Annotated in this window: 16 protein-coding genes and 1 pseudogene; 4 read left to right on the forward strand and 13 right to left on the reverse strand. The window is 49.5% G+C overall.

All coding sequences use genetic code 11. From position 1 onward, the window contains the following. Positions 1-555: pseudogene (locus ACP5SG_RS07340) on the reverse strand (hydroxylamine reductase); the annotation flags it as partial. Between the two features lie 176 nt (positions 556-731). Between ACP5SG_RS07340 and ACP5SG_RS07345 the strand changes: the two are divergent. Further along, complete coding sequence (locus tag ACP5SG_RS07345) at positions 732-1,094, forward strand: hypothetical protein (RefSeq protein ID WP_424661259.1); 363 nt, start codon at positions 732-734, stop codon at positions 1,092-1,094. Here the strand turns inward: ACP5SG_RS07345 and ACP5SG_RS07350 are convergent. From ACP5SG_RS07350 to ACP5SG_RS07405, 12 genes are all read right to left on the reverse strand, one after another. Then, on the reverse strand, positions 1,055-1,963 hold the full coding sequence (locus tag ACP5SG_RS07350) for a sugar phosphate nucleotidyltransferase (RefSeq protein WP_428123178.1): 909 nt from the start codon (positions 1,961-1,963) through the stop codon (positions 1,055-1,057). The genes ACP5SG_RS07345 and ACP5SG_RS07350 overlap by 40 nt on opposite strands. Before the next feature lie 17 nt (positions 1,964-1,980). After that, complete coding sequence (gene tatA / locus ACP5SG_RS07355) at positions 1,981-2,205, reverse strand: twin-arginine translocase TatA/TatE family subunit (RefSeq protein ID WP_424661261.1); 225 nt, start codon at positions 2,203-2,205, stop codon at positions 1,981-1,983. Positions 2,206-2,306: 101 nt separating this feature from the next. Then, positions 2,307-3,161, reverse strand: a complete 855-nt coding sequence (ccsB, locus tag ACP5SG_RS07360) for a c-type cytochrome biogenesis protein CcsB (protein ID WP_424661262.1) — start codon at positions 3,159-3,161, stop codon at positions 2,307-2,309. Further along, complete coding sequence (gene resB / locus ACP5SG_RS07365) at positions 3,158-4,507, reverse strand: cytochrome c biogenesis protein ResB (protein ID WP_428123181.1); 1,350 nt, start codon at positions 4,505-4,507, stop codon at positions 3,158-3,160. The genes ccsB and resB overlap by 4 nt, the downstream gene beginning before the upstream one ends. Positions 4,508-4,868: 361 nt before the next feature. Then, the gene (locus ACP5SG_RS07370) at positions 4,869-5,243 is read right to left on the reverse strand and encodes a DsrE family protein (protein ID WP_428123183.1); all 375 of its coding nucleotides are present in this window, start codon (positions 5,241-5,243) and stop codon (positions 4,869-4,871) included. 140 nt (positions 5,244-5,383) lie between these two features. Continuing rightward, complete coding sequence (locus ACP5SG_RS07375; RefSeq protein ID WP_237887808.1) at positions 5,384-6,358, reverse strand: (Fe-S)-binding protein; 975 nt, start codon at positions 6,356-6,358, stop codon at positions 5,384-5,386. Between the two features lie 12 nt (positions 6,359-6,370). After that, entirely contained in the window at positions 6,371-6,673 is a 303-nt protein-coding gene (locus ACP5SG_RS07380; protein WP_428123185.1) for a 4Fe-4S dicluster domain-containing protein, read from the reverse strand. Beyond that, positions 6,660-6,926 (reverse strand): MarR family transcriptional regulator, encoded by a 267-nt coding sequence (locus tag ACP5SG_RS07385; RefSeq protein ID WP_424661265.1) that lies wholly within the window; start codon positions 6,924-6,926, stop codon positions 6,660-6,662. Before ACP5SG_RS07385 ends, ACP5SG_RS07380 begins: the two co-directional genes overlap by 14 nt. Next, on the reverse strand, positions 6,926-8,659 hold the full coding sequence (locus tag ACP5SG_RS07390; protein WP_237887814.1) for a CoB--CoM heterodisulfide reductase iron-sulfur subunit A family protein: 1,734 nt from the start codon (positions 8,657-8,659) through the stop codon (positions 6,926-6,928). Before ACP5SG_RS07390 ends, ACP5SG_RS07385 begins: the two co-directional genes overlap by 1 nt. Continuing rightward, entirely contained in the window at positions 8,649-10,892 is a 2,244-nt protein-coding gene (locus tag ACP5SG_RS07395; RefSeq protein WP_424661266.1) for an FAD-dependent oxidoreductase, read from the reverse strand. The genes ACP5SG_RS07390 and ACP5SG_RS07395 overlap by 11 nt, the downstream gene beginning before the upstream one ends. 15 nt (positions 10,893-10,907) lie before the next feature. Continuing rightward, positions 10,908-11,318 carry a hydrogenase iron-sulfur subunit gene (locus ACP5SG_RS07400; protein ID WP_424661267.1) on the reverse strand — a complete coding sequence of 137 codons (411 nt, stop codon included), beginning with the start codon at positions 11,316-11,318 and terminating at the stop codon, positions 10,908-10,910. Between the two features lie 28 nt (positions 11,319-11,346). Next, on the reverse strand, positions 11,347-11,598 hold the full coding sequence (locus ACP5SG_RS07405; protein WP_237887820.1) for a sulfurtransferase TusA family protein: 252 nt from the start codon (positions 11,596-11,598) through the stop codon (positions 11,347-11,349). Between the two features lie 227 nt (positions 11,599-11,825). Here ACP5SG_RS07405 and ACP5SG_RS07410 point away from each other — a divergent pair, with 227 nt between their 5' ends. The 3 genes from ACP5SG_RS07410 to ACP5SG_RS07420 all read left to right on the forward strand — a co-directional run. Next, positions 11,826-12,422: a NifB/NifX family molybdenum-iron cluster-binding protein gene (locus ACP5SG_RS07410; protein ID WP_237887822.1), complete on the forward strand. Its 597-nt coding sequence runs from the start codon at positions 11,826-11,828 to the stop codon at positions 12,420-12,422. 3 nt (positions 12,423-12,425) lie between these two features. Further along, on the forward strand, positions 12,426-13,280 hold the full coding sequence (locus tag ACP5SG_RS07415; protein ID WP_428123189.1) for an ATP-binding protein: 855 nt from the start codon (positions 12,426-12,428) through the stop codon (positions 13,278-13,280). Further along, on the forward strand, positions 13,277-13,820 hold a 544-nt coding region (locus tag ACP5SG_RS07420), incomplete at its 3' end, for a 4Fe-4S binding protein (protein WP_428123191.1). The genes ACP5SG_RS07415 and ACP5SG_RS07420, both read left to right, overlap by 4 nt.

Genomic DNA, 13,820 nt, shown 5'->3' on the forward strand with positions numbered 1-13,820 from the left:
GGTTGCGGCAAGCGCCTCATGGATGAAGGCATAGACCCTGTCGTCTTCCTGACCCAGTATCTGGGCGTGGTCTGCATATGCGCAGACCCCTTTAAGGCCATAGACCAGGGTCTCACGAAGTGAGCGGATATCGGGATCAACTGCCTCGCCGTTGGACATCACCCCATGTGCCTCCCCCTGCTTGACCATGCCCTCAAGGGTGTCTGCCGGCTTGAATGTGGCTGGTCCTTCACAGAAATCCGCCTTGCCGCCCGCTGCCTTCACCTTCTCTTTAAGTCTGTCCCTGAGCTCAACGGTTCGTTTTATCAGCCCTTCGAACCGCTCCGGGTCAAAGTCCACGTTGGTAAGCGTTGAAAATACGGCTTCGCAGGTAAATACGTTTGCCTCATGGTCGACGACACCGACCCTCCTTCCCTCCACGGCATAAAGGGCGAGGCCCTTTACTGCATAGATCAAGAGGTCCTGAAGCGCCGCAACATCGGGCTGTTTCCCGCATACGCCTATCGTCGTGCAACCCTTGCCCTTGGCCGTCTGTTCACATTGAAAACAAAACATCTGATTATTCCTCCTTGTGATGGTTGTGCATGGCGTCTATTCTTAAAGGGAACTTCTTAAAAGAATATCGGCCTTTTGATTGGACAATACAAGGGGAATTGCCTGACCGCCTTGACTTAAGTCAAGACAGGATAAAATTTCTGGCCGAAAAGACCGAAAGGAGGATGTATTGATTCATGGCGCAGGCCCTGTTCATCCAGATAATCTCTCCGCTTTCAGGGAGTGTTGTCACTTCAGGCGAAATTCTGGCGCAGGCGCAGGTGACCTTGGACTGCGGCCTTCCCGCCTGCGCAGGAGGTAGATTCAATCCCGAACGGTTCAAGGTGGCGGCTGCGCTATTTAGAGATGACGTTCGTATTTCCGAGGCAACCATGACTTACAAAAAAGACATCGGCATATCTGAATGTAGGTTTGAGTTGATGGGTGTGGGCGATTACACGCTCCAGGTTGAGGCCTATGACCCAGAAACAGGCCTGGCGGGAAGGAATGCGGTCAAGTTTCATGCAAAAGGCCCGTTGTTGAGCCCCAGTCTTCCATAGGGCGTAACGATTGAGTCTTTAATGTATTCTCCGTCTTCTATGGCGCACCCGTCCCAGATGACAGACCTCGATAGGGTGACCCCCCTTCCAACCTTTACGCCGTCTCCCATTACGCACCATCCATCAATGCTGGTATCAGGCTGAAGGTTTGAATCGGCACCGGCAAATACAGTCCAGCCTTTTTTTTTCAAAAGGGCCTCGTGCGCGGCAAGATAACCCCTTACGCTTCCTATGTCTTCCCAGAGATAGCCAGGCTTAAGTTCATCCGCCATAAGTGCTATGATGTCTTCGCCTGCCCCTATGGCATCAGAAAGGGTGTCAATCAAGGAACTTGGAAAATGATCAGGCATTGACCTTATAAGCGCGGATTCAATGACAGATATCCCTGTAAATGCAAGGGCGCCACGGCCTTTAAAGCCAAAGTTGCTGACACGCCTGCCCGTGACCTTTATGCTGTTAAATGTTGGGTGATCGTGCAACACCATCGTTGCAATGGGGTGTTTCTGGCAGTGGACCTCGAATACGGCCTTAAGGTCTATATCCGTAACCACGTCGCTGTTTATCAGCAATATCGGGCCGTCTTCAAGGCAGGGCATGGCATTCTTAAGCGCCCCGCCTGTGCCGAGGAGAAACGGTTCTTTAACAATGACGATTTCCTGGCCCAGATTCCATCCGGAGATTGCGCCAATCAATAGATTTGTCAGGTGACAGGCGTTTATGACTATTTTTTTAAAGCCTGCGGCCTTGAGCCCATCCAGTATTCGTCTTACCGATGGGGTATTGAGGACAGGAAAGAGGGGCTTTGGGAGGTGAGAGGTCAAGGGCCGCAGGCGGCTTCCCAGGCCCGCAGCTAAAATCATGGCCTGCATTTTCAGGCTATCCCTGGCTAAGCCGCCTTTTCTCCTGCGCTTGCGATCTTTTCAGGGTCCTGGGCAGGCTTTTCAAGGGGTTTTTCAGGATTTGCCGCGTCTTCTGTCTCCTTTAGCCCTCTTTTAAAGGAATTTATGGCCTTTCCGAGCCCTGCGCCTATTTCAGGCAGCTTTTTTCCGCCGAATACGAGAAATGCTATGAGAAGTATGATTAGAAGTTCTTGCGCCCCGAGTCCAAACATGAGCCGGTCCTCCATATTAAATTGAAATCAAGTCGTTTGCTATTGCTACTCAGACAATTTTGCCATTCCCGAAGGTTTAATCGGGGATCTAGTTTATTTGGCTATTTGGTTGATCCGTAGCTGTGCAACCCTGACAACAGGAAATTTACACCAAAATATGTAAAGATTACTGATATAAAACCTATTATCGCCAAGATGGCTATCTTACGGCCCGTCCATCCTTTTATGAATCTGGCGTGGAGGGCTATGGCATACACGAACCAGGTGATAAGCGACCAGGTCTCTTTAGGATCCCAGCTCCAGTAGGTACCCCACGCCTCGTTGGCCCATATGGCACCGGTTATGATGCCGATACTGAGCCACAGAAAGCCGAAGACTATAGTCTGATGCATGAGCGAATCCATAACCCTTTTGCTGGGTAGCACGCCAAGCAAACCGCTTGAAGCCTCTTCTCCGCCCTTGCTTTTTATAAGATACATGATCCCGAGGCCGCATGCCACTGCAAAAGAGGCGTATCCTAAAAAACAGGTGATGACATGGGCTATGAGCCAGTTGCTTTGAAGGGCCGGTATGAGCGGCTGGATCTCGTCGTGCACGTCAGGGCTGAACGACGCATAGGCCATGGCGAATGTGGCGAACGGGGTTGAGAATGCGCCTATCACCCTGTTTCTGACCCGCCATTCTATGACCAGATATACAAGTATCGTGACCCAGGAGAAAAAGACAAGGGATTCATAGAGGTTTGATAGCGGCGCATGTCCATAGCCCAACTGGTATGACTCCGTCCATCTGAGGCCTATGCCGACCGTCTGGACCAAGAATCCAGTGATGGTTACTGCCGTAGCGAGCACCCCCAATTTTTGTACCCTGAAAACCCATGTCGTCAGGTAAAGGACAGCTGCTGCAAGGTAAATGAATGTCGTAACACTCAAGAGAAAAGAACTGGATAGTGTCATGCCTTGTCTCCAATCGCCCGTTCTACAGCCTCTCTGATCTTTGTGAAGTCCTTTTCAAATGCCAATTGATTTTTGTTTGCCTGGCCTGCCAAGAGGACGGTCATCTTTCCGTTTTTTTGTCCTATCCAGAGCCATATCCTTGAATGAGCGACCCAGAAGACAACTATAAAGCCGAGTATTAATGCCGTACATCCAAGCCAGACTATCCATACGCCAGGGTCCTTTTTGACTTGAAGACCCGTCATGTAGCGGTTTTTTGCATCCACAAGAGAGATCTTATATGTATTGCCGCCGAGGCTCAGTTCTCTTTCGTGGCCTTTTAGAAGCCATACTGTATCAGCCTCTCCATTAGGCGACGCCGCCCATACCTGGGCTGCCGGCTCGCCGTGGATGCTCGGCAGATATTGAATTATTCCGACAGAGAGCCTCCCCTCCGGCCATGCCACCCTTTCCATGGCTGGCACTGTCAGTGAACCCTGCCTGCCGTTGGACGCAATTATATGTAGATTGACTTCAGGGATACTGTTGTAACTTGCCTGATAAAAGGTGACGCCTTTATAGGTCAACGGGGAATTCACCATTATCGATTTGTGGAGCACCTCTTTGCCGTTTTCCAGGATAGTGAGGTCGGATACATATCTTTTGGGTGCACCGTTGTCATAAAAATCCACCGCAAATTTGTCGCAGCGTACATCAAAACCAAGCGGTATATCCTCAAACGTCGAGCGGTTTATCACGTGATCGGTGGTTTCACCTTCAAAGAGCTCTACATAGCCCTTAAATCCCCAGAACAATCCGACCAAGGCGCCGATAAATATGATTATAATGCTACTGTGCAGGCCGTAGACCCCCCAGTAGCTCCATTTTCCCTTTTCGACCAGGTATAGGCGTCCATCGCCCGTGTCCCTTTCTTTTGGGATCCCGGCCGCGTTTTTAAAGGAATTCAATATGGGATCCAAATCCGCCTCTTTGTCTTTAAGTACCCATTCTTTTTTCAATTGAAGCCTTGAGAGATAATCGGGACCGCATGAAAGGCTGTCGCGTTTGAATATCCTGAGTGTAACGGGGAAGCGGTTTATAGTGCATACTACAAGGTTCAAACTGAAGAGGAGCAAAAGGGATACGAACCACCAGGCATGATATGTATCGTTAAGTCGCAGTGTGCTTATTATCTTGAAGAGATCCTGGCCGTATCTTTCAAGATAAAATTGGTCGGCTTCGCCTTGAGGGATTAGGGTGCCAATGATCGAAGTGACGGAAAGGGTGATGAATAGAAATACAGCCAACTTGATAGAGGCGAAGGTATTCCATAAAGGGTTGCCCTTGCGGCTCGTATTTGTCTCCATAAATTCGCTGGGCTAAGGCCTAGATGACATTGGGATCAACAATGTGCATTTTTAATATCAAATGCCTTTTCGAGGGTTTTGATCGCACCTTTAACTATGCCTTGCTTTCTCCTTGCTTATAAGGAATTTTTGGCCGCTGTATTCTGTTTGTCATTGCGATATACAGCAGATCCGCCATCCCCCCAACCTAAACACGCCAAAACCCCCTCTCCATGGGCATGACGCCTAGAGTCCCAAAGATTTGCGGCTCAATTTACCGCCTGTATATTTTTATGTCAATGAGGTTATTTTAAGGACAGCGACCGCCCTTTCCTGCTTTTATATAGTCTGATGGCGTAAGGAAAAAGGGCGGCCGTGGGGATCAGTAATTTAGAACTGCGTTGGCCTCAAGCACTGTATGCACAAGGCGGCCTGCCTTGATGGGTTGTGCGCCTTCGACCATCATATCGAGCGAGATGCGGCGTTCCTCAATACACGGTATGCAGATGAAGAGCTTACCTCCGAGTCTAATAAAGTCATCCACCATTTTTTTGAGGGGTTCAAGCCCTGGTGCCACTATGTGCTCATAGACCCCCTTTTTGGCCGCAAGCACGCCTTTGGCCTGTAGTATCACGGTCACCTCAACATCCATCGCCAGGGCGGCGTTGGCCACTACAAAGGGAAGTGATGCCTTTTCAGGGTCTTCCGGACCATGGGTTACAATTATGACCAGTTTTTCACTCTTGCTCTCCGACATTTTCATCCTCCTATTTTATATTTTATTTGATTTTATTCGTAATGGTCCTTCATCTTCCGGCTTTTGGTCTAACGCCATGTCGCAGGTGATGGGAGGCGCATAGCGAAGTTTTTGCAAGACTAGCAGCTGCTATGGGTCAGTCAAACATGTGCACAATAGGCCTTGGCAAGATACTCTGATATATCAGTAACCTTTAGATCTACATCGGCCTTGGCTGCTGCACCTTGCAGGTTTACAAGGCATATCGGGCACATGGTTGTTATTTTATTGCCGCACTCGGCAAGCTGGCCCAGGCGTTTTCGGGCGATCTCATGCGCCTTGCCTGGAAAGAGCGATTCTATAGGTCCTCCGCAGCAATGGGTGAGCCTTTCAGAGAGTTCAGGTTCATGGAGTCTTGCCCCTGTCTTTTTAAGTAGAAGTCTTGGCTCTTTTGTGACGCCTTCATGCCTTGCATAGACGCATGAGTCATGGATGACAAGGTCAGCATCAAGGGGGTTTCTGGCGTCTGTATCTTGTTCACAAAGGACTTCGAGATAGCTTGCGACCTCAAGGTCATAGCCCTTGATGAATTTTGGATATATAGTCCTCAGCATATTTGTGGTGTGTGGATCTACGGTAATTACACGCCTTACTTTATTTTCTTTTAAAAGCCTATAGACCTTCCGTGCGTGCATCTCAAAGACATGGTCGATCCCCTGGTCGAATATGAGCGCCCCTGTATAAAGTTCTCTTTCAAAGAGACAGCCAAAGTCAACCTCTGCCTCCTTGAGCAACATGGCGATATTCCGCAGGTAATTGTTATATCGCGCCTGTTCCTCCGGGGATGGGCTGCCCATGAATGTAATGAGGTTTACGGCCTTGTTTGCAATGCGACCCATCCAGAAATATCTTGTCAGGATCGAGTTTTCAAGACCGGCCATCTTCTCGGCCATGATCTTGATGGAGGGAATGAGCTGATACATGTGTCCAGTGTAGATGATGGTCTCTCCACCCTCTTTTATTCCGAGTCCGTCTGCCCAGGCCGAAATCAACCTCTTCGGCAGTGGGAGTACACTGCCTCTCAGCCTTATATTGTCGGTCAAGATACCAAGGATATCTCCTATAGGAAGTGGCATGGCGCAGTTCCTTTATAATCCATATACGTGCCTGCCTATATATCTCCTGAGGACCCTGATGTTTTCCGCAATTCTGACCCCTTCCGGGCAGTTGTCCTCGCACATCCTGCAAAGCAGGCACGAATAGATGGCGTCTTTATTTTCCATGAGTTTGTCTTTCATCCCCATAAGGACGTAGCGAAATAGTATCCTTGGAAGGATATTGATCTCCATGGGGCAAAGGGCTGTACATGTGCCGCAGTTAAAGCACTGTGCTGCATTGAACTTGTCGTACGACCCTATCTCTTTTGAGAATTTTATGTCAAGCCTTTGCATGATCCTGGCCCATCCTTCCGACAAATTTGTATCGGAAGTAGTCGTCCCTTCTGTTTTTGGGTATCTCTTCTATATATCCATATCTCCACATGGCCATGACAATCCTTACCATCTCATGCGAAGGGAGGTTCAATGCGTCGGCAAGTTCCGGTATTGTCTTAGGCCCTTCGTGCAAGAGGCCTGCTATCTTGTCTTTGAGATACATTTCGTCCCGCATGACCTCGCGAATATTTCGATTTGACTGCCTTTCCATCACTTGGCCTCCCTTGCCATAGCTGAGATCATAGACCTTATCTGGGCGTCTGTATAGCCTTCTATGTCGATTGCCCTTTTAGGGCATGCCGGGACGCAGGCCCCGCAGCCCTTACAGGCCGCCGGGTTGATCCCGGCTATTTTTTTGTCTTTGATTTCGACTTGCCTTATGGCGTCAAATGGGCATGCCGGGACGCAGGCCCCGCACCAGGTGCAGATATCGGCATCCGCCTTGGCAACGAGCGGTTCGATGTCTACATGTCCCTTTAGCAAGAGTCCTGCAGCCTTAGCGGCGGCAGCTAGAGAGCTTGTTACGCTTTCAGAGAGGGTCTTCGGGCCTTGCGCCGTACCAGCAATGAATATACCATTCATCACCGTCTCAACCGGCCTCAGTTTTGGGTGTATCTCGGTGAAAAATCCGTCCTTGCCTATAGGTATCTTTAATATGCCGGAAAGCCTGCCGCCTTTGCCTGGTGTCATGCCGGTTACAAGGACCACCAGGTCGGCGCCTATCTCTATTTCCTCGTTGCCGGTTAGCCTATCCTTGACCCTGACGAGCAGTCCTTCGTTAGTTTTTTCCACGGTCGGTGGTTCGTCCGGATCATACTTAAGGAAAAGCGAGTCAGCTTCAAGCGCCCGAGTATACAGCAATTCATATTTTCCATATGTCCTTATGTCGCGATAGATGTGGAATTGTGAGATATGGGGGTCGAGTTTATGGGCCAAAATGGCGGTATGAACCGCCGAGGCGCAGCAATAGCGCGAGCAATAGGTATATCGATCGTCGCCGGCGGACTGTCTTGATCCTACGCAGTAGATATAGACGATGCTTCGGACCGTCTTACCCGCATATTCTACCCCTCTTTTCTGTTTGGCAAGGAGTTTTTTGTATTCAGGAAGGGTGATGACCCCTTTGATTCCATAGCCAAACTCACCGTTTTTTGGCGTGTATGGAGAGAAGCCGATGGTTACGATAATCGCTCCAACATTAAAGGAGGCGGGGTTTTGTCCTTTTATGTCTACTTTTATCAGAAAGTTTCCAACGCTCCCGCCCTTTTCAACGACTTCCGCCTCTGTAAATAGTGTTATGTTCTCATGTTCTATTGCGGCCTTTGATAGTGAATGAGCCATTTCTTCCCCGTCTCTGTCGTCAGGAAACAACCTTCCTAGGCCTTTGATGAAGCCTCCTGGCTCCGGTGAACGCTCTACAAGATAAACTTTCAGACCCATATCGGCCAGGGCGATTGCACTCCTGAGCCCGGCCGCTCCCGCCCCTATGATGAGCACGCCTGGTGTCGTATCTACACGGATTTCTTGAAGGGGAATTGCGAGTCTGGTCCTTGCCACACCTGAACGGACAAGCCTGACGGCCTTTTCGGTTGCCGCCTGCCTGTTGTGGGTGTGGGCCCATGAACACTGTTCCCTGATATTGACCTGTGTGTACCTGTATGGATTGAGCCCGGCCCGTTCGGCCATGGCCCTGAAGGTCTGGAGGTGCAGCCTGGGGGAGCAGGAGGCTATAACAATTCCGTCGAGGCCGTTTTCTTTGATTGCCCGAATCATCTCCTGCTGGGCGGCGTCGGAACACGAGAACATATTGGTCTTGGCAAAGACTACGCCTTTTTCGTCTTTTATGACGTCACGGACCTTCTCTACATCTACATAATCGGAGATGTTCCCCCCACAGTGGCATATGAATACCCCGATCTTCTTGTTTTCGGCATCAGTGTTCATCTTTCGCCACCTTTTTTAGATAAGCTGCAATTTGGGCAGCAGCAGCCCCTGCATGTAGCACACTGTCAGGTATGTCCCTTATGCCGGAGGCCGCCCCCGCCACAAAAACCCCTTCGATGTTGGTCTGTCCCGGTTCAATGGCTTCGTCTGATTCGGCTATGAAGAAGGAATTCGGGTCGACCCCAAGCCCTTCGCCTTTAAAGCAACCGAGCATATCCAAGTTGGGCAGCCCACCCACCGAGAGTACTACAAGGTCGTGTTCAGCCTTTTTAACCCCGCCGCCCCCTTCTATGTCTTCATAATAGAGTATGAGATCATGGTTGACAGTCTCTTCAATACGGGCCACCTTGCCCTTTATGAAGCGGACGCTCATAGCCTTGGCTTGTTCGTAAAATTCGTCATAGCCCTTGCCAAAGGCCCGTATGTCTATGTAATAAATAGTCACCTCGGCTATAGGCAGGGCACCCATGATGAGCTGCGCTTGTTTGACCGAATACATGCAACAGATGCGGGAACAGATTGAGTTTTTGATCGTCTTGTCCCTTGAGCCGGTACAGAGGACAAATGCAATGTTGTTCGGCGCCTTGCCGTCAGAGGGTCGGAGGACAGCGTTATAAGGCCTAGTCGGTGCAAGAAGGCGGTCCATCTGCATAGCGTCTATCACATTTGGGAAACGGCCGTATCCGAGTGCCGGTTTATTTTTTGCATCAAAGAGATTAAATCCCGTCGTTATAAGTACCGCTCCAACGGTCAATTCTAATTCTTTTGGCCTCATATCAAGCGAGATAGCCTCTGCCGGGCAGACAGCAACACATCGATGGCATTCGGAACATCCGCCGCAATCCAGACAGCGGTTTGCCTCGAGGCGTGCCTCTTCGTCAGTCATGAGGGTGGCGTTAGGCTTGATAGGCATCCTGTGTGTTATCCCATTCGTTGTCCTTGACAGCACATCTTGTTTATCGGCCGCATGGAATCTGTCGTCAAACTTGGCACACTTCAGCGGTTCACCTTTGAGGTAGCGGTCGATATAAAATGCAGCCCGCTTGCCCTGAGCTATGCCAAGGATTGTCTTGGAAGGATCTGTAGCCGCGTCTCCTCCTGCAAAGACATGGGGAAGGGAAGCCTGGAGCGTCTCTTTATCGGTTTCTATGGACTTATTGGGTCTGAGCTTGAGATCGCAGATAAGTCCAGCGGTGTTTTTTGATTTATTGGCACTTGATCGATCAAGGGCGATATATACAGCATCAAACCCTTCGTCTTTTAGGGTTTTGAGTGATATCGGGCCGATGTTGGTCATCACCTTGACGCCAACGGCCGTTATGTTTTTGATGTCGCGGTCCAGGATGCGTTCTGGCAGGCGGCCGTTTTTTACCGCATCGCGAAGTATGCCGCCTATCTCTGCTTCTGACTCGAATATCGTGACCTCGTAGCCGGATTTGGCCAGAAAATAGGCTGCGGCAAGCCCCGACGGACCTGATCCTGCTACAGCCACTCTTTTGTCGTTTTTATTTTTTGGTGGTCCATATTCAGGCTCGGCGTGGTTTTGATAATATCTATCAGCCATAAATTGTTTGATGGCACGTATCCGGACAGGCCCTTCAAGCGTACTTCTCGTGCATCTTTTTTCACATGGTGCGAAACACAATCTACCCAGGCTTCCAGGGAGAGGTGCATCCTCCATGTGTAGATGAAATGCCTCGTCAAACCTGCCGGCACGTACAAGGGAACAGTAACCATGGGCCTTGACGCCGCCAGGGCAGGTGTGTGAACAAGGTGATTGTCCGTGCCTTTCTATAATAGCCTTCTTGGGCACGGCCTGCGGAAATGGTATGTAGATAGCGCGTCTGGCGATCATGCCGCTGTTGAACTGGTCAGGGATCGCTACGGTACAAGCGAATTCGCACTGTGAGCACCCAGTGCACCTTGTATGGTCAACAAAAGTGGGTTTTTTTTCAATTTTTACAGTGAAGCCGTCGCCTCTTTTTAGTATTTCCTTGACCTCACTGTAGATCAAGATGTCGATATTCGGGTGATTAGCCGCCGCTGCCATCTTGGGTGTGGATATACAGCTTGAGCAATCGAGCGTCGGAAATACCTTGCTCAGTAGAATCATCTTGCCGCCGATGCTGGCTTCTTTTTCTACCAGAAGCGTCTTGAAGCCCATGTCTCCAAGAGACAAAGCGGCCTCCATTCCTGCGATCCCGGCCCCGATTACAAGGACGCCATAATCCATGACATATCCCTTTCTTTATGTCTTTGCTTGATCCATTTCGCCAAGTGCCTTGTGGAATTTTTTTATGTGACTCACAAATGACTCGGAACAGACCGAGCATATTGCAGCCATTTTAAGCCGCCTTGGATCGAGCCCATCGGCCCTTAACATCTCCTGCGCATTTTTCACGATCTCGCCCGTTCTGTCTGTGCAATCGGTAAGATATGGGCAGTCAGTACCGTCAGCGGCTATGAACACACCATCGAAGCCTTCTTTTAAGGCATAGATCACCCATTCAGGTCTTATTCCACTGGAGCACGGCACAGAGATCGACACCACTGACGCCGGATAGTCCATGTGCGATGCCCCAGCAAGGTCTATCCCAAGATCGGAGATGCTGTTGGTGGAAAACACCAATATCTTTGGACCGCCCTTATCGTCGTGCATAAGATTATAACCTTAAGTAAAGTAGTATCTATTTTTTTCTCTTTACAAATAGCCTCCAATAACCCGCTTCTTCAAGCGTGCCCAAGAATTCATGTCCTACCTTGTCTGCCCAGAGCGGCAGGTCGTCGTTAGTGCCTTCATCAGAAGAGAGCACCTCCATGATTCCGCCCACCGGCACCGAAGCTATTTCACGTTTTGCTGCCAGCAAAGGACCGGGGCAAGCCGTGCCTCTTGCATCGATCGTCTTGTCTGCCTTTAAATTTTTAAGATCCGTGGCCATCTTTATTTCTCCATATTTTTTTTAAATCTTTATATATGTAAGATAGATGATTGTCAATCATTTTTATGAATCATTATTTTATTATTTGGTATTAATTTATTGAAATAACTAAAAAATTATTAAAATCTAATTTTTTAGTTAGGATCTTATGCTCAAAAATATTATTGACAAATAGCATATTATAATTTAACTTTTGCTCATTATTATAAAATATAAGGAGAAGGACGATGAAGGTTGCAGTCAGTGCAAAAGGACAGGATATGAGTGCCATGATCGATCCAAGATTTGGAAGGGCGGATTATCTGCTTATAATCGACGCATCTTCCAGAAAGATGCTCAAGGTCATAGACAACAGGGGATCGCAGAATGCGGCCCAGGGTGCCGGGATAAATACCGCAAGCCGTATAGTGAATGAGGGGGTAGAGGTGGTCCTTACCGGTAGAATGGGCCCCAAGGCCTTTGATGTGCTTAGGGCTGCGGGCGTAAAGATCATTTCCGGGGTATCAGGTACTGTGGGCGAGGCGTTAGATGGTTTTTTGAAAGGTGATTATCAAGAGTCAAGCGGCCCTGATAATCCAGGGCATTTTGGAGGTGCAGGTATGGCTATGGGTAGAGGTATGGGTGGCGGCAGAGGCCGTTGTAGGGCCTTCATGACAGGCATGGGCATTGCGGTCGATCGTTTTATGGGTGGGTGCCTCGGCTTAGGGAGGGGCATCGGCATTAGGGCCCGAAGACGGGACTTTTCCTGTCTGAGGGGTGTGGATAGGGGTATCGGTATGATCAGTGGCCGAAGACGCGGTGTTTTCTTTCCAAAAGGCGTTTAGCCGATGGAGATCGCCGTTGCAAGCGGAAAGGGCGGGACTGGCAAAACCACTGTGGCGGTCAGTTTGGCACTGTGCGCTGAAGGCGTATCAGTGCTCGCTGATTGTGACGTCGAGGAGCCGAACTGCCATATCTTTTTAAGGCCGCTAATAGAAGAGAGGCTGCTGGTAGATTTGTCTGTGCCGGTCGTCGATCTAGGAAGGTGTGATTATTGTGGAAAATGCAGAGATATCTGTCGATTCAACGCAATAACCGTATTTGGGAAAAATATCATGACATTCCCTGAAATGTGTCATTCCTGCGGCGGCTGTTTCCTCGTGTGCCCCCAAAAAGCCATAATCGAAGGCAGGCGCGAGATAGGTGTGATCGAAAAGGGAAGGGCGAGTGATGTTGTCTTTGTCAGTGGCACTTTGAAGATAGGAGAGGCCATGGCCCCGCCGCTTATAAAGGCGGTGAGGGCACATAGTAAGGCCTATAAGGAGGAGGCCGAAGGCAAGAAGAGGCGTGTCGTAATAATAGACGCCCCGCCAGGGACCTCATGCCCTGTCATAACGGCAGTCCGCGGTGCTCAGTATACCATCCTTGTCACAGAACCAACGCCCTTTGGTTTAAATGATCTCAAGCTTGCAGTTGGTGTATTGAAAAGGCTCAATCAGCCATTTGGTGTGATTATAAACAGATCCGATATAGGTGATGATCAAGTGGAGGATTGGTGCCAGACGCAGGGGATACCAATCCATATGAAGATACCATTTGACCGTCGGATTATAGAGGGATATTCAAGGGGTGAGCCGCTTATAACGACCTGTCCCGATCTCAAACCTGTGTTTGATGGTTTGTTGAGAAGGCTTTGTGTATGAAGGAGATAGTCGTAATAAGCGGCAAAGGCGGCACAGGCAAGACTACAATCGTTGGCGGTCTAGCAGTGTTGATGGAAAATAAGGTCTTGGCTGATTGTGATGTGGATGCCGCTGATCTACACCTTATACTTGCCACCAAGGTTATCGAAACATACGATTTCAAGGCAGGGGTGAGGCCGGTTGTAGATGAAAAGAGATGCACGGCCTGCGGTACATGTGCCGGGCTTTGCCGTTTTGACGCCATAGAGATCCAGAAGATTGCAAAAATAGATGAATTTTTATGCGAGGGTTGCGGGGTCTGTGTCCATTTCTGTCCCGAATCAGCCATGTCGCTCAGAGAAAATACCTGCGGTGAATGGTATGTCTCCGATACCCCTTACGGTCCAATGGTACACGCTAGGCTTGGTATAGGTGAGGAAAATTCAGGGAAGCTTGTAAGCCTTGTGAAGCAAAAGGCAAGGCAGATCGCCGAAGATATCGGCTCGGATTTCATTCTGATCGACGGTCCGCCAGGGATCGGATGTCCTGTAATCTCGTCCC

Origin of the sequence: Dissulfurimicrobium sp., from assembly GCF_049968175.1 — a bacterium.
Lineage (GTDB): Bacteria > Desulfobacterota > Dissulfuribacteria > Dissulfuribacterales > Sh68 > Dissulfurimicrobium > Dissulfurimicrobium hydrothermale.